This is a genomic window from Burkholderia sp. S-53 (assembly GCF_025560745.1).
GTDB lineage: Bacteria > Pseudomonadota > Gammaproteobacteria > Burkholderiales > Burkholderiaceae > Burkholderia > Burkholderia pyrrocinia.
In genome coordinates, this window is record NZ_CP090484.1 from 707,048 (window position 1) to 723,590 (window position 16,543).

Sequence of the window (16,543 nt, forward strand, 5' to 3'; positions counted from 1 at the left end):
ACGTGAAATGGGGCGCGGCATCGCCGCGCGTCACTTCAACCCGCCCGCGAACCCGCGCAACAGGTAGCGCTGCACATAACCTGCCACCGCCAGCGTGGGCAGCGACGCCATCAGCCCCGCGCTCATCAGGTCGCCCCAGTCGATGCCGTTCTCCGTCACGTAGCCGGCGATCGCGAGCGGCAGCGTGAAGCGGCTCGGCGTCGACACGAACAGCAGCGCGATCAGGAACTCGTTCCACGCGGCGATGAACACGAAGATCGCGGTCGCGATCAGCCCCGGCGCGCACAGCGGCAGCACGATCTGCACGAGCCGCCGCGCGAGCCCCGCACCGTCGATGCAGGCCGCCTCCTCGTATTCGATCGGCACGTCGCGCACGAACGCGAGCAGCATCCAGATCGCCATCGGCAACGCGTAGATCTGATACGCGAGCATCAGGCCGAGCGTCGAATCGAGCAGATGCAGCCGCTTCGCGAGCGCGAACAGCGGCACCGCGATCGTGATCGGCGGCATCAGCTTCAACGCCAGCACGAGCACCAGGAACAGCAGGTCGAGCCGCGCCGGAAACCGCAGCCGCACGAGCGCATACGCGGCCGGAAACGCGAGCGCCAGCGCGAGCAGCGTCGTGCCGAATCCGACCAGCAGCGAATTGAAGAGCGGCGCACCGATGCCGTTGGACCACACCGATGCGAAATGCTCGAAGGTCGGCGCGGCCGGCCAGATCCGCAACGGATGATCGAGGCGCTCGAGCGTCGGCATGAAGGCCGCGCCGGCCATCCACAGGCATGGCAGCAGCAACAGCAAGAGCGCGACGATGCGCAGCGCCCACGGCAGCGCGCGACCGAATGCGGCGCCCGTTCGCGCGTGCATGATGCCTGCAGGGCGCGCCGTCATGCGCGCCGCTTGCGAACCGTCTGCCATACGTACCCCGAAACCAGCAGCGCGGACGCCGCGAGCATCAGCACCGACGCGGCACTCGCCGGACCGACGTTGAAGAAGCGGAAGCCCGTGTCGTAGATATAGGTCGACAGCGTCTGCGTGGCGTTGCCGGGGCCGCCGCCCGTCAGCGCATAGACCTTGTCGAACAGCTTGAACGTGTCGATCGAGCGCAGCAGCAGCGCGAGGCCGATCTGCGGCGCCGCGAGCGGCAGCGTGATGTCGCGCAGGCACTGCCACTCGCTCGCACCGTCGGTGCGAGCGGCTTCGTACAGTTCGCCGGGAATCGACTGCAGCCCGGCCAGCACGATCAGGAACGCCATCGGCGTCCACTGCCACACGTCGACGAGCGCGAGCGACCACAGCGCGAGATGCGGATCGGACAGCCAGCGCACGCCTTCGATGCCGAACGTCGCGAGCAGCGCGTTCAGGAACCCGTCGAAGTTGAGCCAGTTGCGCCAGATCGCCGAGCACACGAGCGTGGACAGCATCATCGGCAGGATCGCGAGCGGCAGCGCGATGCGCCGCCCCGGAAACGCGCGCACGAACAGCAGCGCAAGGCCGAAGCCGAGCGCGACCTCGGCAAGCGACGCCACGACCGTGAAGCGCAGCGTGTTGCCGAAGCCGGCCGCGAACGCGTCGTCGCCGAGCACCGCGCGATAGTTCGCGAGCCCCGCGAACGCGCGGCGGCCGGCCGCGTAGTCGACCCGGCAGAACGAATCGATCAGCACCTGCGCGACCGGATACAGCGCGAGCGCGGCGAGCACCAGCAGTGCGGGACCGAGCAGCGCAACGAACGGCAGGCTGCGGCCGAAGGCTTTCATGCGCGGGTCCCGGACGACATCGCGAGGCGGGCCGTCACTTGCCGGCCGCGGCCATCGCCTGCGCGATCTTCTGCTGCGCCTGGCGCAGCGCGGCGTCGGGCGCCGACTGCCCGGTCAGCGCGAGCTGGAGCTGGTCGCCCAGAATGCTCTCGACCTGCTGCCAGTCCTTCACGCGCGGCCGCGCACGGCCGGCCTCGAGCGCCTTCAGCTGATCGGGATACCAGCGGTACTGGCGCACCAGCGCCGGATCGGCGAACACGCTGCGGCGGGTCGGCGGAATGCCGATGCCGGCGAGGCGCGTCTGCGTGTCGCGGTTGGTCAGGTACGCCAGGAATTCCTGCGCGAGCTTCGCGTGCGGTGCGTCCTTCGGAATGCCCATCTGCCAGATGCCGAGCATCGGCGCCGGGCCGGCGGTCTGCCCGGGCGGCGGCTGCAGCGCGATCTGCCCGACCACGCGCGACTGCTTCGGATCGTCGAGCGCCGGCACCCACGCGGGCCACACTTCGATCGACTGCGCGGCCGTGCCGCGCTGCAGCGCATCGCGCACTTCCGCCGCGCCGTACACGTCGACGTCCTTCGGCGCGGACGCCTTCAGCGCAAGGAAGGTCTTCAGCGCGGCCTGCGCCTCGCGCGAATCGATCGTCACGTTGCCGGCATGGTCGAACACGTCGCCGCCGTAAGCCCACAGGATCGGCAGGAAGCCCGTCACGACCGGGTTGCCCTTGGTGCCGCGAAACACGACGCCCGATACGCTCTTGTCCGCGCCGCCGACGGTCTGCGCGATCTTCAGCACGTCGTCCCAGTTGCGCGGCGGCTGCAGCTTGTACTTCGCGAGCAGGTCCTTGCGGTACGCGAACATCTCGACGTTGCCGACGATCGGCAGCGCGTACAGCGCGCCGGCCGCGTTGCGGCCGAGCGCGACGGCGGACGGCACGAGATCGGCGTCCGCGAGCGACGCGGGCAGCGGCTTCAGCCAGCCGTTGCCGATGAATTCGGGCGCCCACGTGTCGTCCATCATCACGAGGTCGTACGCGCCGGTGCCTTCGCGCATCGACAGCTTGAGCTTCTGGTACAGGTTCGCGTTCGGCAGCTTGAGCAGCTCGATCTCGGTGCCCGGGTGCAGTTTGTTGAAGCCGGCGACGGCGTCGGCCAGCCCCTTGCCGTAGATGTCGTCGCGGCCTGCGATGACGAGATCCGCGGCAACGGCGTGCGTGGCGGCGAAGGACAGCGCAAGGGCGGCGGACAGCGCGCGCAGGCGGCTCAGCAAGGTCATGGGGTCTCTCTCGTTCGGCGTGGTGGCGGGACGGCCAGGCGTTGCACACGTGTGCAACACGAGTGACGCTTCTGGCCGCCTGAAGCGAACGCCATTGTTCACGCCGATCGTTAAGAATTTATGGCACCCGGCGGAACAGGCGGCCGCCGTGCCCCGCCGCCCCGCCCGCCCGGCTGCCCGGCTGCCCGGCTGCCCGGCCCCGCCTTCCCGGCCAGACCTCCCCGGCCGGACCTTCCCGGCCAGACCTCCCCGGCCGGACCTTCCCGGCCAGACCTCCCCGGCCGGGTCAGAAGTTCACGCGGATCCCGGCCATCACCGCCAGTTGCCGGCTCGAGTTGCTGTTCGCGAGCACCGGGATCTGCGCGTAGTTCACCGCGTTGCCGTTCGCGTCGGTGCCGAGCCCCGTTCCGCTCGCGATCTGGCCGATCGCGACCGCGTACAGCGCCGTGCGTTTCGACAGGCTGTAGTTCGTGCCGACGTTCACCTGGTGGAAACGCGTCGTGCCGCGCCCGTCGGTATGCGCGGCGTTGAAGATGTACGCGACGCCGCCCTGCAGCGCGGGCGTGAACATGTACGTGACGTTCAGCTCACCGATGTCGAACGTGAACGCCTGCGTGCGCGGCTGCGCGGTGGTCGAGAAATAGCGGCTGTCGCCGAGGCGCGTATGTGTGTACGTGAGCGCGACCGTCGCCGCGCCGAGCGTCACCGAGCCGCCCGCGCCGAACGCGCGCATCGAGCCGGCGTCCTGCAGCAGGCAGTACATCGCGCCCGGGTTGCTGCACGCGAAATCGCCGATATAGCCGCTCGCGCCGCCGAGCGCCGCGTCGAGCGGCTGGTGCAGGTCGAGGTAGCCGACCGAGAAAGCCACCGGCGCGCGCGTATACGTCGCGGCCACCGCATAACCGCGCTTCGCCGAAAAGTCGCCGGCCTGCCCGCCGAAGCTGAACGTGCCGCCGAACGTGAGGCCGTTGAAATCGGCGCTCGTGAACTTCACCGCGTTGTTGAAGTTGAACGCGGCGTTCAGGTTGTCGACGTCACCGAGATGCGAGCCGTACGGCGTCGCCCAGTTGTTGCTCGACACATACGCGCCGAGCATGTCGGTGTACGAATCGTATTGCCGGCCGAGGCCGAGCGTGCCGATCCCGTCCTTGCGCAGCCCGACCCACGCCTGCCGGCTGAATGCGGTGCCGCCCTGCAACGCCTGCCCGTTCGCGGACAAGAATTGCTGCTCGAGCGTGAACACCGCGTCGAGCCCGCCGCCGAGCGGCTCGGCGCCCTGGAATCCGAAGCGGGACGGCACGAGGTTGCCGCCGCCCATCTGCCACGCATGGCCGCCGCCCGTGCTGCCGTCGGCGCGCGTGAACTGCTGGTTCGTCGAATAGATGATGCCGGTGTCCACGGTGCCGTACAGCGTCACGCTGCCCGAAGTCTGCGCGTGTGCGTGCATGCAACCCAGCGTAGCCGCGGCCGCGGCCAGTCGTCGTCCGATCTTCATGTCCCGTCCTCTGATGTCATCGATTCGCAGTGCAAACCGATGGCGTTGTCGATATGAGTGACGGGACTCTATCCAGCGAAAATTCAGGACCTCTATCGCAAATCGGCAAACGGTGAATCGCACCGCCCGCGACGGTGCCCGACGGCGCCGTCGCGGTGCGCGTGCGTCAGTCGGGACGCGTCGTCTGGGAAGGCAGCTCGCCGAACAGGTCGCGATACTCGCGCGCGAAATAGCCGAGATGCGTAAACCCCCAGCTCGCGGCGGCCTCGCCGACGCCGAGCTGTTGTACCGACGTCGTGCGCAGCATGCGCCGCACCGCGTTCAGCCGGATCGTGCGCAGATAACCGACCGGCGTGACATCGGCCACGCGTTGAAAGCTGGTTTGCAGCGTGCGGCGGCTGCAGCGCAGCGCGCGGCACAGTTCGAGCACGGTGACGGGTTCCTCGGGCCGGTCGCGCAGATGCTTCTCGCAGCGGCTCACGATGTCGCTGTAGGTGGCGTGCGTGATGTCGCGGCGCTCGACGCCGATGCCCTGTTCGAGCGCATCGAGGAACATGCCGAGCATCGCGTCGCGGAACATCTTGCGGGTAGCCGCGTATTCGAGGTGGCCCGGGTTGCGCTGCGCATCGTCGATCAGCGACGACAGCCGCACGCCGAGCGCGACGCCCTGCGCATCGGACAGCCGCGTCACGTGCCGCAGCTTGCGCGCACCGGCCGCGCCGAATTCGGCCTCGCACAGCTCGTCGACCATGTCGGACGCGGCGCTGATCCCGACGAGCCCCATCCCTTCCGGCGTGTGGAATTCGAAATCCTCGCCGGCGCGCAGCGCGAGCAGCGCATAACCGTCGACCGGCTGGCCCTGGAACGTGCCCGCGAGCGGCACGGACAGCGGCACCGCGAGCGACGTGCGCCCCGCCGGCGCGAGCCCGGTTTGCGCGACGCGCCGGTTGGTCGTTTCGCGGAAGAAGTGGAAATCGTCGTACAGCACCTGCGTGACCGTGCCCCTGAAGCGGCCCGGCGTCATCTGGCGGTAGACCTGATGCCAGCCCGCGATCGCGAGCCCGTGGTCGTGCACGTCTTCGTGCGAGCGTGACTGGAACAACATCGGCGCCTCCGGTAAAACCCTGATTCCTGGGCGCGGCCGCCGGCGCGGCGCGCAACGCCACACTTTACCCGCGCAAAATCCCGCGTAGTGCGGTTTCGAACGCAAGGCAGGCCGCCGACAGCGCAGCGGCCTGCTCGCCGGTCAGGCGGACATAGCGACGAAACGACGGCATCCGGTTCACGATCTCGCTGCCGCCGAACGGCACGATCGCAAGCGTCCAGCGGCCGTCACGCGCGTCGATCGCGCAGTCTGTCAGGTGCAGCGGGCACAGCGCGTCGGCCAGCGACCGTTCGGCGAGCAGCGCGGCGACCGTCTGTTCGAATCCGGGTGCGCATCCCGGTGCGAGCACGGCCTGCACGCCCGTGCGGCGCAGCCAGCCGGTCTGCCGCACGCGTGCGCTGCCCTGCACGGCCGGGCCGCGGACGGTCGCCGACACCTTCACGCTGACCGTATGCATCAGGAACTGGCGCTCGACGCGCTCCTCGACGCTCACGCGCACGCCGTTCGGCAGCCGCGCCGCCGGAGCGCCCGCACCGTCGGTCTCACGCACGGCATGCAGGTCGGCCAGCACGCGCGCGGCGATCGCGCCGGGCCGATGGCCGGGCGGCGGCGCATCGGGCGCCGCGCGCCACCGGGCAAGTGCGGCCTTCACGACGCGACGTGCTCGTTGCGCAGCACTTCCTCGACCGGCACCGGCTTGAACGGATGCCGGCGCTGCACGACGAGCGTCCAGAACAGCGCATACAGCGCGGTGAGCCCGAGCATCGCGCCGAACGGCACGTAGATGTCGCGCGCGTTCATGCCGGGCGGCGTGATGTACCAGATCGCGAGCACGATGCCGACGCTCGACAAGATCTGCGGCAGCGGGAACAGCGGCGAACGGTACGGGCGCGGCAGGTCCGGGCGGCGGATCCGCAGCATCACGACCGACGCGGTGACGAGCAGGTATGCGGTGCCCCACGCGCAGGTCGCGGCGAGCACGAGGTGCAGGATGCTGTCGAGATTGCCGTTGATCAGCCACGCATGGAAGATCGGCACGACGGCCGCCGCGACGATGCCGACCACGGGCGTCTTGAAGCGCGGATGCAGGTACGCGAAGCAGCGCGGCAGCGCGCCGTCGATCGCCATCCCGTACAGGATGCGCGGCAGCCCGGCCATCAGCGTGTTGATCGTCGCGGCGCCCGCGAACAGGAACGCGATGCCGAACCAGATGCGGCCGAACGGGCCGAGCACCTGCAGCGCGAACGCGGGAATCGCGCCCGGCGTGTCGAGCAGATGCGTGAGGCCGTCGGGGCTTACGGGCACGTTCGCGACCTGGCGGCGGATCGCCGCGCCGTACAGGAACATGCAGATCGCGACGCCGACGAGGCCGATCGTCATCGCGCGCGGGATCGTGCGGCCGGGGGACTTCATTTCCGGCGCGAGCGGCGTGACGAACTCGCAGCCGACGAACATGAACATCGCCATCCCGACCAGCGACAGCACGGCCGGCACCGACGTGCCGACTTCCGAGCCGCCGAACCAGCCGTCGAGGTGCACGGCCGGCGCGGCAACGAGCCCGAGGATTCCGAAGATCATCAGCGACAGCCACATGCCGGCCGTCAGCACGATCTCGAGCTTGCTGAACACCTTGATGCCGATGATGTTGGTGATCGCGAACGTGACCACGAGGCCGACGCCGACGAGCCAGGAGCTGTTGTGCTTCTCGAACGCGGCGTTCAGCGATTCGAAGTTGACGAGCGCCATGATGCCGCTCAGGATCGTCTCGGCCGTGCCGGCGAACACGTGCACGAGGAAATACGCGGAGATCGTGCCGGTAATCGCCCAGAAGCGGCCGAGCCCGCACGACAGGTAATCGTAAACCGAGCCGGCCGTCGGCAGCATCGCGGCGGCTTCGGAGAACGTGGTCGCCTGCGCCTGCATCATCACGAACGCGATGATCATCGCGACCGCGAACGCCCAGCCGCCCATCCCGAAGCCCGACGTCGCGGTGAGGATCACCGGGCTTGCCATGATGAGGCCGACGGCGCTCGCAAGCGCGGTCGGAAAACCGACCGCGCCTGCCTTCAGCGCCGTGCCGCCGCCCGCTTCAGCCGGCGAGCCGGCGGGCGTGCCGCCCGCGGCGCCGGTAACTCCTGACCATCCCGACATCTTTGTCTCCTTCCTGGGTGGACCCGCGCCGGCCGGTTGGCCAGCGCCGAAGTCCCATGCTTTGCGGTCGGCCCGGGGGCGGCGCTTCAGCGCTTCGTCACCCGGGTCCCCTGTCGATCACACGTTGATCCGATGTCGAAAAAATACGCAGGCAAAATAATCCGGTCATAGCGCAAATCGGCAAACCGGCAGCGGCGGCCACGCCGCCCGCCGCCGATGTGCGGTCACGCGGTCACGCCGTCGTGCATTACGCGAACGGCACGGCCTCGAAGCCCGCCGCGAGCGCGTCGACGATCCGGTCGAGCTGTTCGCGCTGGATCACGAGCGGCGGCGACAGGATGATCTTCGTGCCGACCGGACGCACCATCACGCCGTTCTCGCGTGCGACTTCCGCAACCGCATTCGCATAACCGGACAGCGGGTCGATCGGCTCGCGCGTCGCCTTGTTCGCGACGAGGTCGAGCGCGAGCATCAGCCCCTTGCCGCGCACCTCGCCGACCGCCGCGAAGCGTTCCGCGAACGGCTGCAGCGCTTCGAGCAGATAGGCGCCCTGCTTCGCCGCATTCGCCGGCAGGTCTTCCTTGACGACGATGTCGAGGCTCGCGATCGCGGCCGCGCACGCGACCGGGTGGCCCGCATACGTGTAGCCGTGCATGATCGCGCCGCCGAAGTCCGCATTCGCAGCGAATGCGTCCTCGATCCGAGCGTTCACGACCGTCGCGCCGAGCGGCACGTAGCCCGACGAGATCCCCTTCGCGAGGCACATGATGTCCGGGCGCACGCCCCAGCCGCGGCTGCCGAACATGCTGCCGCTGCGGCCGAAGCCCGTCACGACTTCGTCGGCGATCAGCAGCACGCCGTAGCGGTCGCACACCTCGCGCACGAGCGGCCAGTAGTTGGCCGGCGGCACGATCACGCCGCCCGCGCCCTGGATCGGCTCCGCGATGAATGCGGCGACCGTGTCGGGGCTCTGGAACTGGATCTCGCGCTCGAGCATTTCCGCGCAGATCCGGCCGAGTTCCTCCGGATCCTGCGTGAACGGGTTGCGGTACAGCCACGGCGTCTCGACGTGGAAGCAGCCGGGCAGGTTCGGCTCGTAGTTGCGGCGGAACACCGTGTTGCCGTTCACCGACGCGCCGCCGAAGTGCGTGCCGTGATAACCCTGCTTCAGCGAGATGAACTTCGTGCGGTCGGCCTGGCCGCGCACCTTCCAGTACTGGCGCGCGATCTTCAGCGCGGTCTCGATCGAGTCGGAGCCGCCCGAGCTGTACAGCACGCGGCGCATCCCTTCCGGTTCGAGCAGGTCGATCACCTTCCTCGACAGTTCTTCGGCGCGCGGATGCGAGATCCCGTCGAACAGCTGGAAGTATTCGAGCTCGTCGAGCTGGCGCACGATCGCGTCCTTCACTTCCTGGCGGTTGTGGCCGACGTTCACGTTCCACAGGCCCGCGACGCCGTCGACGAGCTTCCGCCCCTCTTCATCGAACACGTAGCAGCCGTCGCCGCGCACGATGCGGATCGGCTTGCGCTGCTTCATTTCGTTCGGGTGCACCATCGGGTGCCAGAATTTCGCTTCGTTGTAGCTCATTGCAGTCTCCACTGTCGGATCGGTTGAACTTGGGTCGTTCAGGTTCGAGGTTTGAGGTTCGCGCCGCGCGTCAGTGCGCGATGCAGACGGATTTGGTTTCGGTGAAGCCTTCGATCGCGTACTGGCCGAATTCGCGGCCGATGCCCGATTGCTTGTAGCCGCCGAACGGCATCGACGGGTCGAGCGGGATATGGCAGTTCACCCACACGGTGCCGGCCTCGATCTGCGGCACGAGGTTCATCACGCGCGTCAGGTCGTTGCTCCAGATGCTCGCGGCAAGCCCGTACGGCGACGCGTTCGCGAGGCGCACGGCGTCGGCCGCATCGTCGAACGGCACGACGACGATCACCGGGCCGAACACCTCGTCGCGCACGATCGCGCTGTCCGGATGCGGATCCGCGATCACGGCCGGCTTCACGAAATAGCCGGGCAAGTCGTCGGCCGGCGTGCCGCCCGCGAGAAACGTGAGGCCGGCGCGGCGCGCGCCCTCGATGTGCTGGACGACCTTGTCGCGATGGTGCGCGGAGACGAGCGGGTTGATCTGCGCGGTCGTGTCGAGGCCAGCGCCGAGCTTCATCGACTGCGCGACGCCCGCGAGGCCGTCCGCGAGCTGCGCGAACTTGCTGCGATGCACGTAGATGCGCGACGCGGCCGCGCACACTTGCCCCTGGTTGAAGAACGCGCCGGCGGCGACGCCGTCGAGCGCCTGCGCGACGTCGATGTCGTCGAGCATCACGATCGGGTTCTTGCCGCCGAGCTCGAGCGAGAAGCGCGTCATGTTCTGCACGGCCGCCGCACCGACCAGCTTGCCGGTCGCGGTGGAGCCCGTGAAAGAGATCTTCGCGATCGACGGGTGGCTCGCGAGCGCGGCGCCGCACGTGCGGCCGCCGGTGACGACGTTGAACGCGCCGGGCGGCACGCCGGCTTCGCGCGCGAGCTCGGCGAGGCGCAGCGCGGTGAGCGGCGTTTCCGGCGACGGCTTCAGCACGATCGTGCAGCCGGCCGCGAGCGCGGGAATCAGCTTCCACACCGCGATCATCAGCGGGAAATTCCAAGGCACGATCGCGGCGACCACGCCGACGGGTTCCTTGCGCGTATAAGCCGTATAGCGCGTGCCGGGCGGGAACGGGATCGACACGTCGAGCGTCTGGCCGGTGATCTTGGTCGCCCAGCCGGCCATGTAGCGCACGTATTCGACGCTCGCGCCGACCTCGATCGCGCGCGACACGTGGATCGACTTGCCCTGGTTCAGCGTTTCGAGCTGCGCGAGCGTTTCGGCGTCGCGTTCGATCAGGTCGGCGAGTTTCAGCAGGATGCGTTCGCGGTCGGCCGGGCGCAGGCCGCTCCACACGCGTGTGTCGAACGCGTGCTTCGCGCTGGCGACCGCGCGATCGACGTCGTGTTCGTCGGCGTCCGCGACCGTTGCGAGCCGCTCTCCCGTCGCCGGGTCGTACACGTCGAGCCGCGCAGCCGCGTGCGCGGGCTGCATGTCACCGTCGATGAAGAGGCCGAAATCGCGCGCAACGAAGGTGCGCACGGTGTCGCTGACAGCGACAAAGTTCGTGGAGGTCATGGCGTCTCGATGATTGTCGTGGCTGGGCCGCGTGCGCGTGGGCACGCGGGCGTCGGACCACTGTATCGACGAGGGATCGCGCTCGGTGAGCGCAAATTGGCAGCGTGTGGGGGAAAGTGGCGGGTTCGAACCCCGCGGGGCGTGTGGCTGGGCGAGGCCGAAAACTGGCCCGAGATCGGCGCGGACAGCCGCTGTTCAGATACCGGACTATCAGTCCGGTCGTTGAAAGGCTAGTTTCTGAAACCGTGCGCCATCGATGCGAGGAAGTCGTATGCCTGGTAATCCAGCCAATAAACGCCGAGCGCAAGCGGAATCAGGAAGTACAGCGAATCGTACGTCCCGCTTCTCACCGTTCTGATGATGAAGATCGGCAGCGCAATGCTCAACGCGACGACCGCAAGCGAAGCGGCAATGATAGCGGTGTCCATTTTTCCGGCCCTTGGTTGTTATTGAAACGACGATCGCGCATGGTACTGCACGATCTCAAGTGCCGGCGAACAAAGCGATTGCCGGAACCGCTCCTCGATCAGTTTGGTGTGAGTCGACACGCCGTGCGTGCGGCCCATGCCTATCAGATGTCAGCCGCTGACATCCCAGCAGCTTTCGGGCCCGGCCAATTCGTTTTTTCTGGCGCCGCCCGACGTGAACAGGCAGAAGTTGGCGCCGATCTCGCTTTCGAATTCCATCAGGAAGTCGGGCCGGCCGTCGCGATCGAGGTCGCCCGTCCAGATCAGGGTCACGCGGAACGGCGGCGTGCTGCCGCCGAAGTCATGCAGGACCGACCGCTTGCCGTCGCCTTCGGCTATCACAGAACCGGATGCTGTATAGCGCAGCGCGTACCGGCGGCCGTGGAAACCGAACCGCAGCGGTTTGACGCCGGACTCGATCACCGTTCCGCCGCTCGTGAACGCCAGGTTCACCGCGTCGACGCGGCCCTTCCTCAGCGGTTTGCACCGAAGCAGCGCAACGGCATTTTTCACATTGGACGTGATGTCGACGGTTTCGCCGTCCGGCTGCACCGGTTCGAGCCGGATGCTTGCGGGCGCAAGTTTCCAACGGTTCCCGTCCGGCGCCAACGCGAGCCATCCGTCGCCGGGATGGGTGATGGCCGCGTCGGCGTCGTAGGCCATCATCCGTGTCGGTTGCAGCACTAAGCATGTGTCTCGGTCGCCTTCTTGCGCGAAGACCGTCGAGGAGCCCAGCCAGAACAACAGCACGGCCAGCAGCGGTTTGGTATTCATGAATCTGCGATCGCGAAAGGTTCGACGTCCGGACCGCGATTATCCGCTGAATTACAGAAACAACGCCCCGACCAGTTCGGTACGATTCGACACACCGAGCTTCCGATACATGCGCATCAGGTGCGTCTTGATGGTCGGTTGCCCGAGCGCGAGATCGCGCGCGATCTCCTTGTTCGAGCGGCCGTCGCGCACGAGGCGCGCGATCTGTTCCTCGCGGTAGGTCAGCCGTTCCTCGCAACCGATCCGGTGAATCCCGCGCCGCGCGCGCAGCAGCGGGCTCAGCGCCGCTTCGGCGACGGGCTGCAGCCGCGCGAGCGCGTCGACCTCGCCGGGCGCGAACCGGCCCGCCGTGCTGTTCACGGCCGCGCCTCCACCTGCTTCATCCGTGCCGAAGCGCAGCAACGAGAACGCGCCGACCGTACGGCCCGCATCGCGCAACCAGATCTCGACGACGTCGGCCACGTCGTGCCTCCGCAGGAAACGGGTCCAGTACGCGGACGCGTTGCGTCTTTCGTCAGGCAATTGGGAAGCGAGCGTGACGACCGCGTGCTCGCCGGCCGCGCAGCGCGACGGATGCAGCGGATCGAGCATCCGGTAGCGCGCGACATAGGTGCGATGCATCGATTCCGGCATCCCGAACAGTTCGAAATCGGCCGGTTCGCCGCTCTGGTCGAGCCGGTAGAACACGATCGCGGACGGGCTCGCGAACGCGTCGAACGCGTCCACGCACGCGCGCAGCGCGCGTTGCCAATCGGCGGCGTCCTGGTCGGCGGGAACGGATGGGGGCGGCATGGTGGAATCGGCTGGCGGGCGAACGCGTCGAAGTTCGAGCCAGCCTACCGGCGCCGAAAAGCGCCGGTGAGCACAAATCGGCAAGTCGTCCCGGTGTGGCCGGTGTGGCCGGGACGATACGGGGGCGCGACGGTGCGCGCCCTCTGTCAGCGCGCGTTCGCGGCGAACGTGTCGCAGGCGCTCAGTTGGCCCGCCTCCATCCCGCGCCGCAGCCAATACACGCGCTGATCACTGCTGCCGTGCGTGAAGCTTTCCGGCACGACATAACCCTGCCCTTGCTGCTGCAGCCGATCGTCGCCGATCGCGGCCGCCGCCTTCAGCCCCTGCTCGAAATCGCCGGGCTCCATCAGCCGCTGGTTCGCGCGCTGCGCGTTGTTCGCCCACACGCCGGCGAAGCAGTCGGCCTGCAGTTCCATCCGCACCGACAGCGCGTTCGAGCGCGCCTGGCTCGAACGCCTGCGCGCGGCGTCGACCTTGTCGGAAATGCCGAGCAGGTTCTGCACGTGATGGCCGACTTCGTGCGCGATCACGTAAGCCTGCGCGAAATCGCCGCCCGCGCCGAAACGCTTGCGCAGTTCGTCGTAGAAGCCTAGATCGATATAGACCTTGCGGTCGGCCGGACAGTAGAACGGCCCCATCGCCGTCTGGCCCGTGCCGCATGCGGTCGGCGTCGAGTTCGTGAACATCACGAGCTTCGGCGGCTCGTATTGCGCATGCAGCTGCGTGTTGAACACGCCCGCCCACGTGCGCTCGATATTGCCCAGCACCTTGCGCGTAAACACCGAGCCCGGATCGTTCGCCGGCGCGCCCTGGCGCTGCGCCGGCGCTGGCTGCGCTGGCTGCGCCTGCTGCTGGCGGCCCTGCAGCGCCGATGCGCCTTCGAGCACCACGCGCGGGTCGATCCCGAAGAAATACGACGCGGCCAGCGCGACCACGATCGTGCCGATGCCGATCGTCGCGCCGCGCCCGCCGCCGAACCCGCCGGCGCCGCGGCGATCCTCGACGTTCATGCTTTCTCTTTCGTCGTCCAGCCTCATAACCGGCCCTCCCTGTTCTTGTCGATGGTCCGGCCGCGCCAGCGCGCAACCGGGGATACGCCGTGGCGACACGTTCCATCGGCAAACCCGATGCCTGCGCATCGGGCGCATGCTCGCGCCGATCTCGCCGGCCTGCCGCTCCGCACGAACGACGGAATCGGCCTGCCGACGCGCCGCGCGTCGATGCGCTCGCTCGCCCGCGCTATTCTGCCGGGCTTTCGTGACTTATCCCAAAAATGTGGAGGATAGAGCGATTCGGCGCCGGACATCGTCAGCTTTTGCAAAATGGGCCACGATCACTGCGGCCGACCGGCCGACCCTGCGTTCATCCTTTCGGCTGATACCGGCGCGCGCCGGCGCCGCCTAAAGTCACCGGACACGACACCCTTCCGGAGAACGACATGACGCACCCGCCACCCCGCACGATCGCGATCACCGGCGCCGGCACCGGCATCGGCGCCGCATGCGCGCGCCGCTTTGCCAGCCGCGGCGACCGCGTCGTGCTGATCGGGCGGCGTCAGGCGCCGCTCGACGCGCTGGCCGCCGAAACGAGCGGACTCGCGCTTGCCGGCGACGCCGCAAGCACCGCCGACTGGGCCGGCTTCCTGCCGCGGATCGCCGAACGCTTCGGCCGCGTCGACGCGCTCGTCGCCTGTGCAGGCGGCCACGGCGTCGGCCGCGCGGACGAAACCGACGACGCGCAGTGGCGCGACGCAATGCACGCGAACCTCGATACCGCATTCGTCAGCGCGCGTGCATGTGTACCCGACCTGATCGCGCAGCGCGGCAGCATCGTGCTGGTCGCGTCGATCGCGGCGCTCGCGGCCGGGCCCGGCGTGTGCGGCTACACGGTCGGCAAGCACGCGCTGCTCGGGCTCGCGCGGTCGCTCGCGCGCGACTACGGCCCGCACGGCGTCCGCGCGAACGCCGTCTGTCCGGGCTGGGTCCGCACGCCGATGGCCGATGCGGAAATGGCGCCGCTGATGGCCGCACATGGCGACACACTCGACGGTGCATACGCACGCGTCAGCGCCGACGTACCGCTGCGGCGCGCGGCCGATCCGGACGAAATCGCGGCCGTGTGCGCGTTCCTCGCGTCGCCGGATGCGTCGTTCGTGACCGGTGCGACGCTCGTCGCGGACGGCGGTGCGATGGTCGTCGACGTGCCGACGCTCGCGTTCGACAAGCTTTGATGCGCACGGGCGCACCGCCCGCGTGACGCATCGCTGCGGGCGGCGTTCCATGCATGTGCTCCGACGCCGACGCCCGCCCCGACGCCTGCTACGGCGCGCTCACCGCACCGCCCGCTCGTTTCCCGCGCCGAAAATCCGCTACCATCGACCGATCCTGCCGCCCCGCCCGGCGCCGCCTTACCGATCGAACGTCGATGAACATCCGGTTTCTTGAAACCTTCGTCTGGCTCGCTAAGCTGGAAAACTTCCGGCTGACCGCCGAAAAACTGCACACGACGCAAGCCGCCGTGTCGAGCCGCATCGCGTCGCTCGAAGAGGCGTTCGACGTGCGCCTGTTCGACCGCAACACGCGCTCGGCCACGCTCACGCCCGCGGGCCGGCGCATGCTGGCCTACGCGGAGCGGATCGTGCGGCTCGACGGCGAAATGCGGCGCGACATCGACGCAGCAAGCGATGCCGGCCTGATCCGGATCGGCGTGATCGAATCGATCGTGCATAGCTGGTTCCCGGCGCTGATGGCGCAACTGCGCGAGCGCTATCCGCGGCTCGACGTCGAGATCACGAGCGACACGACGCTGCACCTGATCCGCCTGCTCAGCACCGACGGCGTCGACCTGATCCTGCAGACCGACCCGGTGCCGGGCCCCGACTTCACGAACCTGCCGCTGTGCGAATTCCCGGTGCGCTGGGCCGCCAGCCCGCGCCTCGGGCTCGGCGGCCAGCCGCTCGACGTCGCGCGCCTCGCGGAATTCCCGATCATCAGCTTCTCGCGCCACTCGGGGCCGCACGCGACGATCGAGCGGCTGTTCGCGGCCGTCGAGCGGCCGGCCAGTATCAACTGCATCACGTCGGTCGCCGCGATGATCCGCCTCGTCGCCGACGGCCTCGGCGTGGCCGCGCTGCCGCCCGCGATCATCGGGCGCGAGCTGCACGAAGGCGCGCTCGAACTGCTCGACGTCGAGCCCGAATTCCCCGCGCTGCCGCTCGTCGCGACGTATCGCAGCCAGGGCCTGCCGGTCGCCGCGCGCATCGCCGAGTTGGCGAGCGAGGTCGCGCGCGCGATGGCCGCTGCCGCGAACGTCGCGAAGCCGGTCGCAGCGGCGAGCCCCGAACCGGTCGACGCATCGCCCGCCCGTACGTTGACCAAAACAAAGGCAAATACGAAGACAACAACAAAGCGCGCGTCGAAATCCGCGCCGCCCGCCGCCGCACCGGCAAAACGCCGTCCGCGCCGCTCATAAGAAAACCTGTTCACCGCGAATTTGTTTTCTTGTTGGACGGGCGCGGCCCGTCTTCGGGAAACTGCGGTTCCTGACATCCCCCCGTCACGAGGAACCC

15 protein-coding genes are annotated in these 16,543 nt (G+C 68.5%); 2 read left to right on the top strand and 13 right to left on the bottom strand.

What is annotated here, in order from left to right; genetic code table 11:
- Nucleotides 1–30: 30 nt before the first annotated feature.
- From LXM88_RS25370 to ypfJ, 13 genes are all read right to left on the bottom strand, one after another.
- Nucleotides 31–891, bottom strand: a complete 861-nt coding sequence (locus LXM88_RS25370; protein WP_262545287.1) for a carbohydrate ABC transporter permease — start codon at nucleotides 889–891, stop codon at nucleotides 31–33.
- A complete protein-coding gene (locus LXM88_RS25375; RefSeq protein WP_262545289.1) occupies nucleotides 888–1,757 on the bottom strand; it encodes a carbohydrate ABC transporter permease in 870 nt (289 codons plus the stop codon). The genes LXM88_RS25370 and LXM88_RS25375 overlap by 4 nt, the downstream gene beginning before the upstream one ends.
- 34 nt (nucleotides 1,758–1,791) lie before the next feature.
- Nucleotides 1,792–3,030, bottom strand: coding sequence for an ABC transporter substrate-binding protein (locus LXM88_RS25380; protein WP_262545292.1), 1,239 nt, complete (start codon nucleotides 3,028–3,030; stop codon nucleotides 1,792–1,794).
- Between the two features lie 286 nt (nucleotides 3,031–3,316).
- Nucleotides 3,317–4,525: a porin gene (locus LXM88_RS25385; RefSeq protein WP_262545294.1), complete on the bottom strand. Its 1,209-nt coding sequence runs from the start codon at nucleotides 4,523–4,525 to the stop codon at nucleotides 3,317–3,319.
- A gap of 166 nt (nucleotides 4,526–4,691) precedes the next feature.
- Nucleotides 4,692–5,630, bottom strand: coding sequence for a helix-turn-helix domain-containing protein (locus LXM88_RS25390; RefSeq protein ID WP_262545296.1), 939 nt, complete (start codon nucleotides 5,628–5,630; stop codon nucleotides 4,692–4,694).
- A 64-nt stretch (nucleotides 5,631–5,694) separates the two neighbouring features.
- The gene (locus LXM88_RS25395; RefSeq protein WP_262545298.1) at nucleotides 5,695–6,282 is read right to left on the bottom strand and encodes a DUF3156 family protein; all 588 of its coding nucleotides are present in this window, start codon (nucleotides 6,280–6,282) and stop codon (nucleotides 5,695–5,697) included.
- Entirely contained in the window at nucleotides 6,279–7,781 is a 1,503-nt protein-coding gene (locus tag LXM88_RS25400; RefSeq protein ID WP_262545300.1) for an APC family permease, read from the bottom strand. The genes LXM88_RS25395 and LXM88_RS25400 overlap by 4 nt, the downstream gene beginning before the upstream one ends.
- 247 nt (nucleotides 7,782–8,028) lie before the next feature.
- Nucleotides 8,029–9,369, bottom strand: a complete 1,341-nt coding sequence (locus tag LXM88_RS25405) for an aspartate aminotransferase family protein (protein WP_262545303.1) — start codon at nucleotides 9,367–9,369, stop codon at nucleotides 8,029–8,031.
- 70 nt (nucleotides 9,370–9,439) lie between these two features.
- Nucleotides 9,440–10,942 carry an aldehyde dehydrogenase family protein gene (locus LXM88_RS25410; protein ID WP_262545304.1) on the bottom strand — a complete coding sequence of 501 codons (1,503 nt, stop codon included), beginning with the start codon at nucleotides 10,940–10,942 and terminating at the stop codon, nucleotides 9,440–9,442.
- 230 nt (nucleotides 10,943–11,172) lie between these two features.
- A complete protein-coding gene (locus tag LXM88_RS25415; protein WP_262545305.1) occupies nucleotides 11,173–11,370 on the bottom strand; it encodes a hypothetical protein in 198 nt (65 codons plus the stop codon).
- A 150-nt stretch (nucleotides 11,371–11,520) separates the two neighbouring features.
- Nucleotides 11,521–12,183, bottom strand: a complete 663-nt coding sequence (locus LXM88_RS25420) for a hypothetical protein (protein WP_262545307.1) — start codon at nucleotides 12,181–12,183, stop codon at nucleotides 11,521–11,523.
- A gap of 51 nt (nucleotides 12,184–12,234) precedes the next feature.
- The gene (locus LXM88_RS25425) at nucleotides 12,235–12,975 is read right to left on the bottom strand and encodes a helix-turn-helix transcriptional regulator (protein ID WP_262545308.1); all 741 of its coding nucleotides are present in this window, start codon (nucleotides 12,973–12,975) and stop codon (nucleotides 12,235–12,237) included.
- Between the two features lie 146 nt (nucleotides 12,976–13,121).
- Nucleotides 13,122–14,012 carry a KPN_02809 family neutral zinc metallopeptidase gene (ypfJ, locus tag LXM88_RS25430; protein WP_262545310.1) on the bottom strand — a complete coding sequence of 297 codons (891 nt, stop codon included), beginning with the start codon at nucleotides 14,010–14,012 and terminating at the stop codon, nucleotides 13,122–13,124.
- A gap of 401 nt (nucleotides 14,013–14,413) precedes the next feature.
- Between ypfJ and LXM88_RS25435 the strand changes: the two genes are divergently transcribed.
- Together LXM88_RS25435 and LXM88_RS25440 are read left to right on the top strand one after the other, a co-directional pair.
- Nucleotides 14,414–15,205, top strand: coding sequence for an SDR family NAD(P)-dependent oxidoreductase (locus LXM88_RS25435; protein WP_262545312.1), 792 nt, complete (start codon nucleotides 14,414–14,416; stop codon nucleotides 15,203–15,205).
- Between the two features lie 194 nt (nucleotides 15,206–15,399).
- Nucleotides 15,400–16,446: a LysR family transcriptional regulator gene (locus LXM88_RS25440; RefSeq protein WP_262545313.1), complete on the top strand. Its 1,047-nt coding sequence runs from the start codon at nucleotides 15,400–15,402 to the stop codon at nucleotides 16,444–16,446.
- The last annotated feature ends 97 nt before the right edge of the window (nucleotides 16,447–16,543 follow it).

What these genes read in the sequence shown, in the direction of transcription:
- LXM88_RS25415 (WP_262545305.1), bottom strand. Translation starts at nt 11,370, where the DNA reads ATGGACACCGCTATCATTGCCGCTTCGCTTGCGGTCGTCGCGTTGAGC.
- LXM88_RS25410 (WP_262545304.1), bottom strand. Translation starts at nt 10,942, where the DNA reads ATGACCTCCACGAACTTTGTCGCTGTCAGCGACACCGTGCGCACCTTC.
- LXM88_RS25370 (WP_262545287.1), bottom strand. Translation starts at nt 891, where the DNA reads ATGACGGCGCGCCCTGCAGGCATCATGCACGCGCGAACGGGCGCCGCA.
- LXM88_RS25435 (WP_262545312.1), top strand. Translation starts at nt 14,414, where the DNA reads ATGACGCACCCGCCACCCCGCACGATCGCGATCACCGGCGCCGGCACC.
- LXM88_RS25425 (WP_262545308.1), bottom strand. Translation starts at nt 12,975, where the DNA reads ATGCCGCCCCCATCCGTTCCCGCCGACCAGGACGCCGCCGATTGGCAA.
- LXM88_RS25405 (WP_262545303.1), bottom strand. Translation starts at nt 9,369, where the DNA reads ATGAGCTACAACGAAGCGAAATTCTGGCACCCGATGGTGCACCCGAAC.
- LXM88_RS25390 (WP_262545296.1), bottom strand. Translation starts at nt 5,630, where the DNA reads ATGTTGTTCCAGTCACGCTCGCACGAAGACGTGCACGACCACGGGCTC.
- LXM88_RS25440 (WP_262545313.1), top strand. Translation starts at nt 15,400, where the DNA reads ATGAACATCCGGTTTCTTGAAACCTTCGTCTGGCTCGCTAAGCTGGAA.
- LXM88_RS25380 (WP_262545292.1), bottom strand. Translation starts at nt 3,030, where the DNA reads ATGACCTTGCTGAGCCGCCTGCGCGCGCTGTCCGCCGCCCTTGCGCTG.
- ypfJ (WP_262545310.1), bottom strand. Translation starts at nt 14,012, where the DNA reads ATGAGGCTGGACGACGAAAGAGAAAGCATGAACGTCGAGGATCGCCGC.
- LXM88_RS25400 (WP_262545300.1), bottom strand. Translation starts at nt 7,781, where the DNA reads ATGTCGGGATGGTCAGGAGTTACCGGCGCCGCGGGCGGCACGCCCGCC.
- LXM88_RS25385 (WP_262545294.1), bottom strand. Translation starts at nt 4,525, where the DNA reads ATGAAGATCGGACGACGACTGGCCGCGGCCGCGGCTACGCTGGGTTGC.
- LXM88_RS25375 (WP_262545289.1), bottom strand. Translation starts at nt 1,757, where the DNA reads ATGAAAGCCTTCGGCCGCAGCCTGCCGTTCGTTGCGCTGCTCGGTCCC.
- LXM88_RS25420 (WP_262545307.1), bottom strand. Translation starts at nt 12,183, where the DNA reads ATGAATACCAAACCGCTGCTGGCCGTGCTGTTGTTCTGGCTGGGCTCC.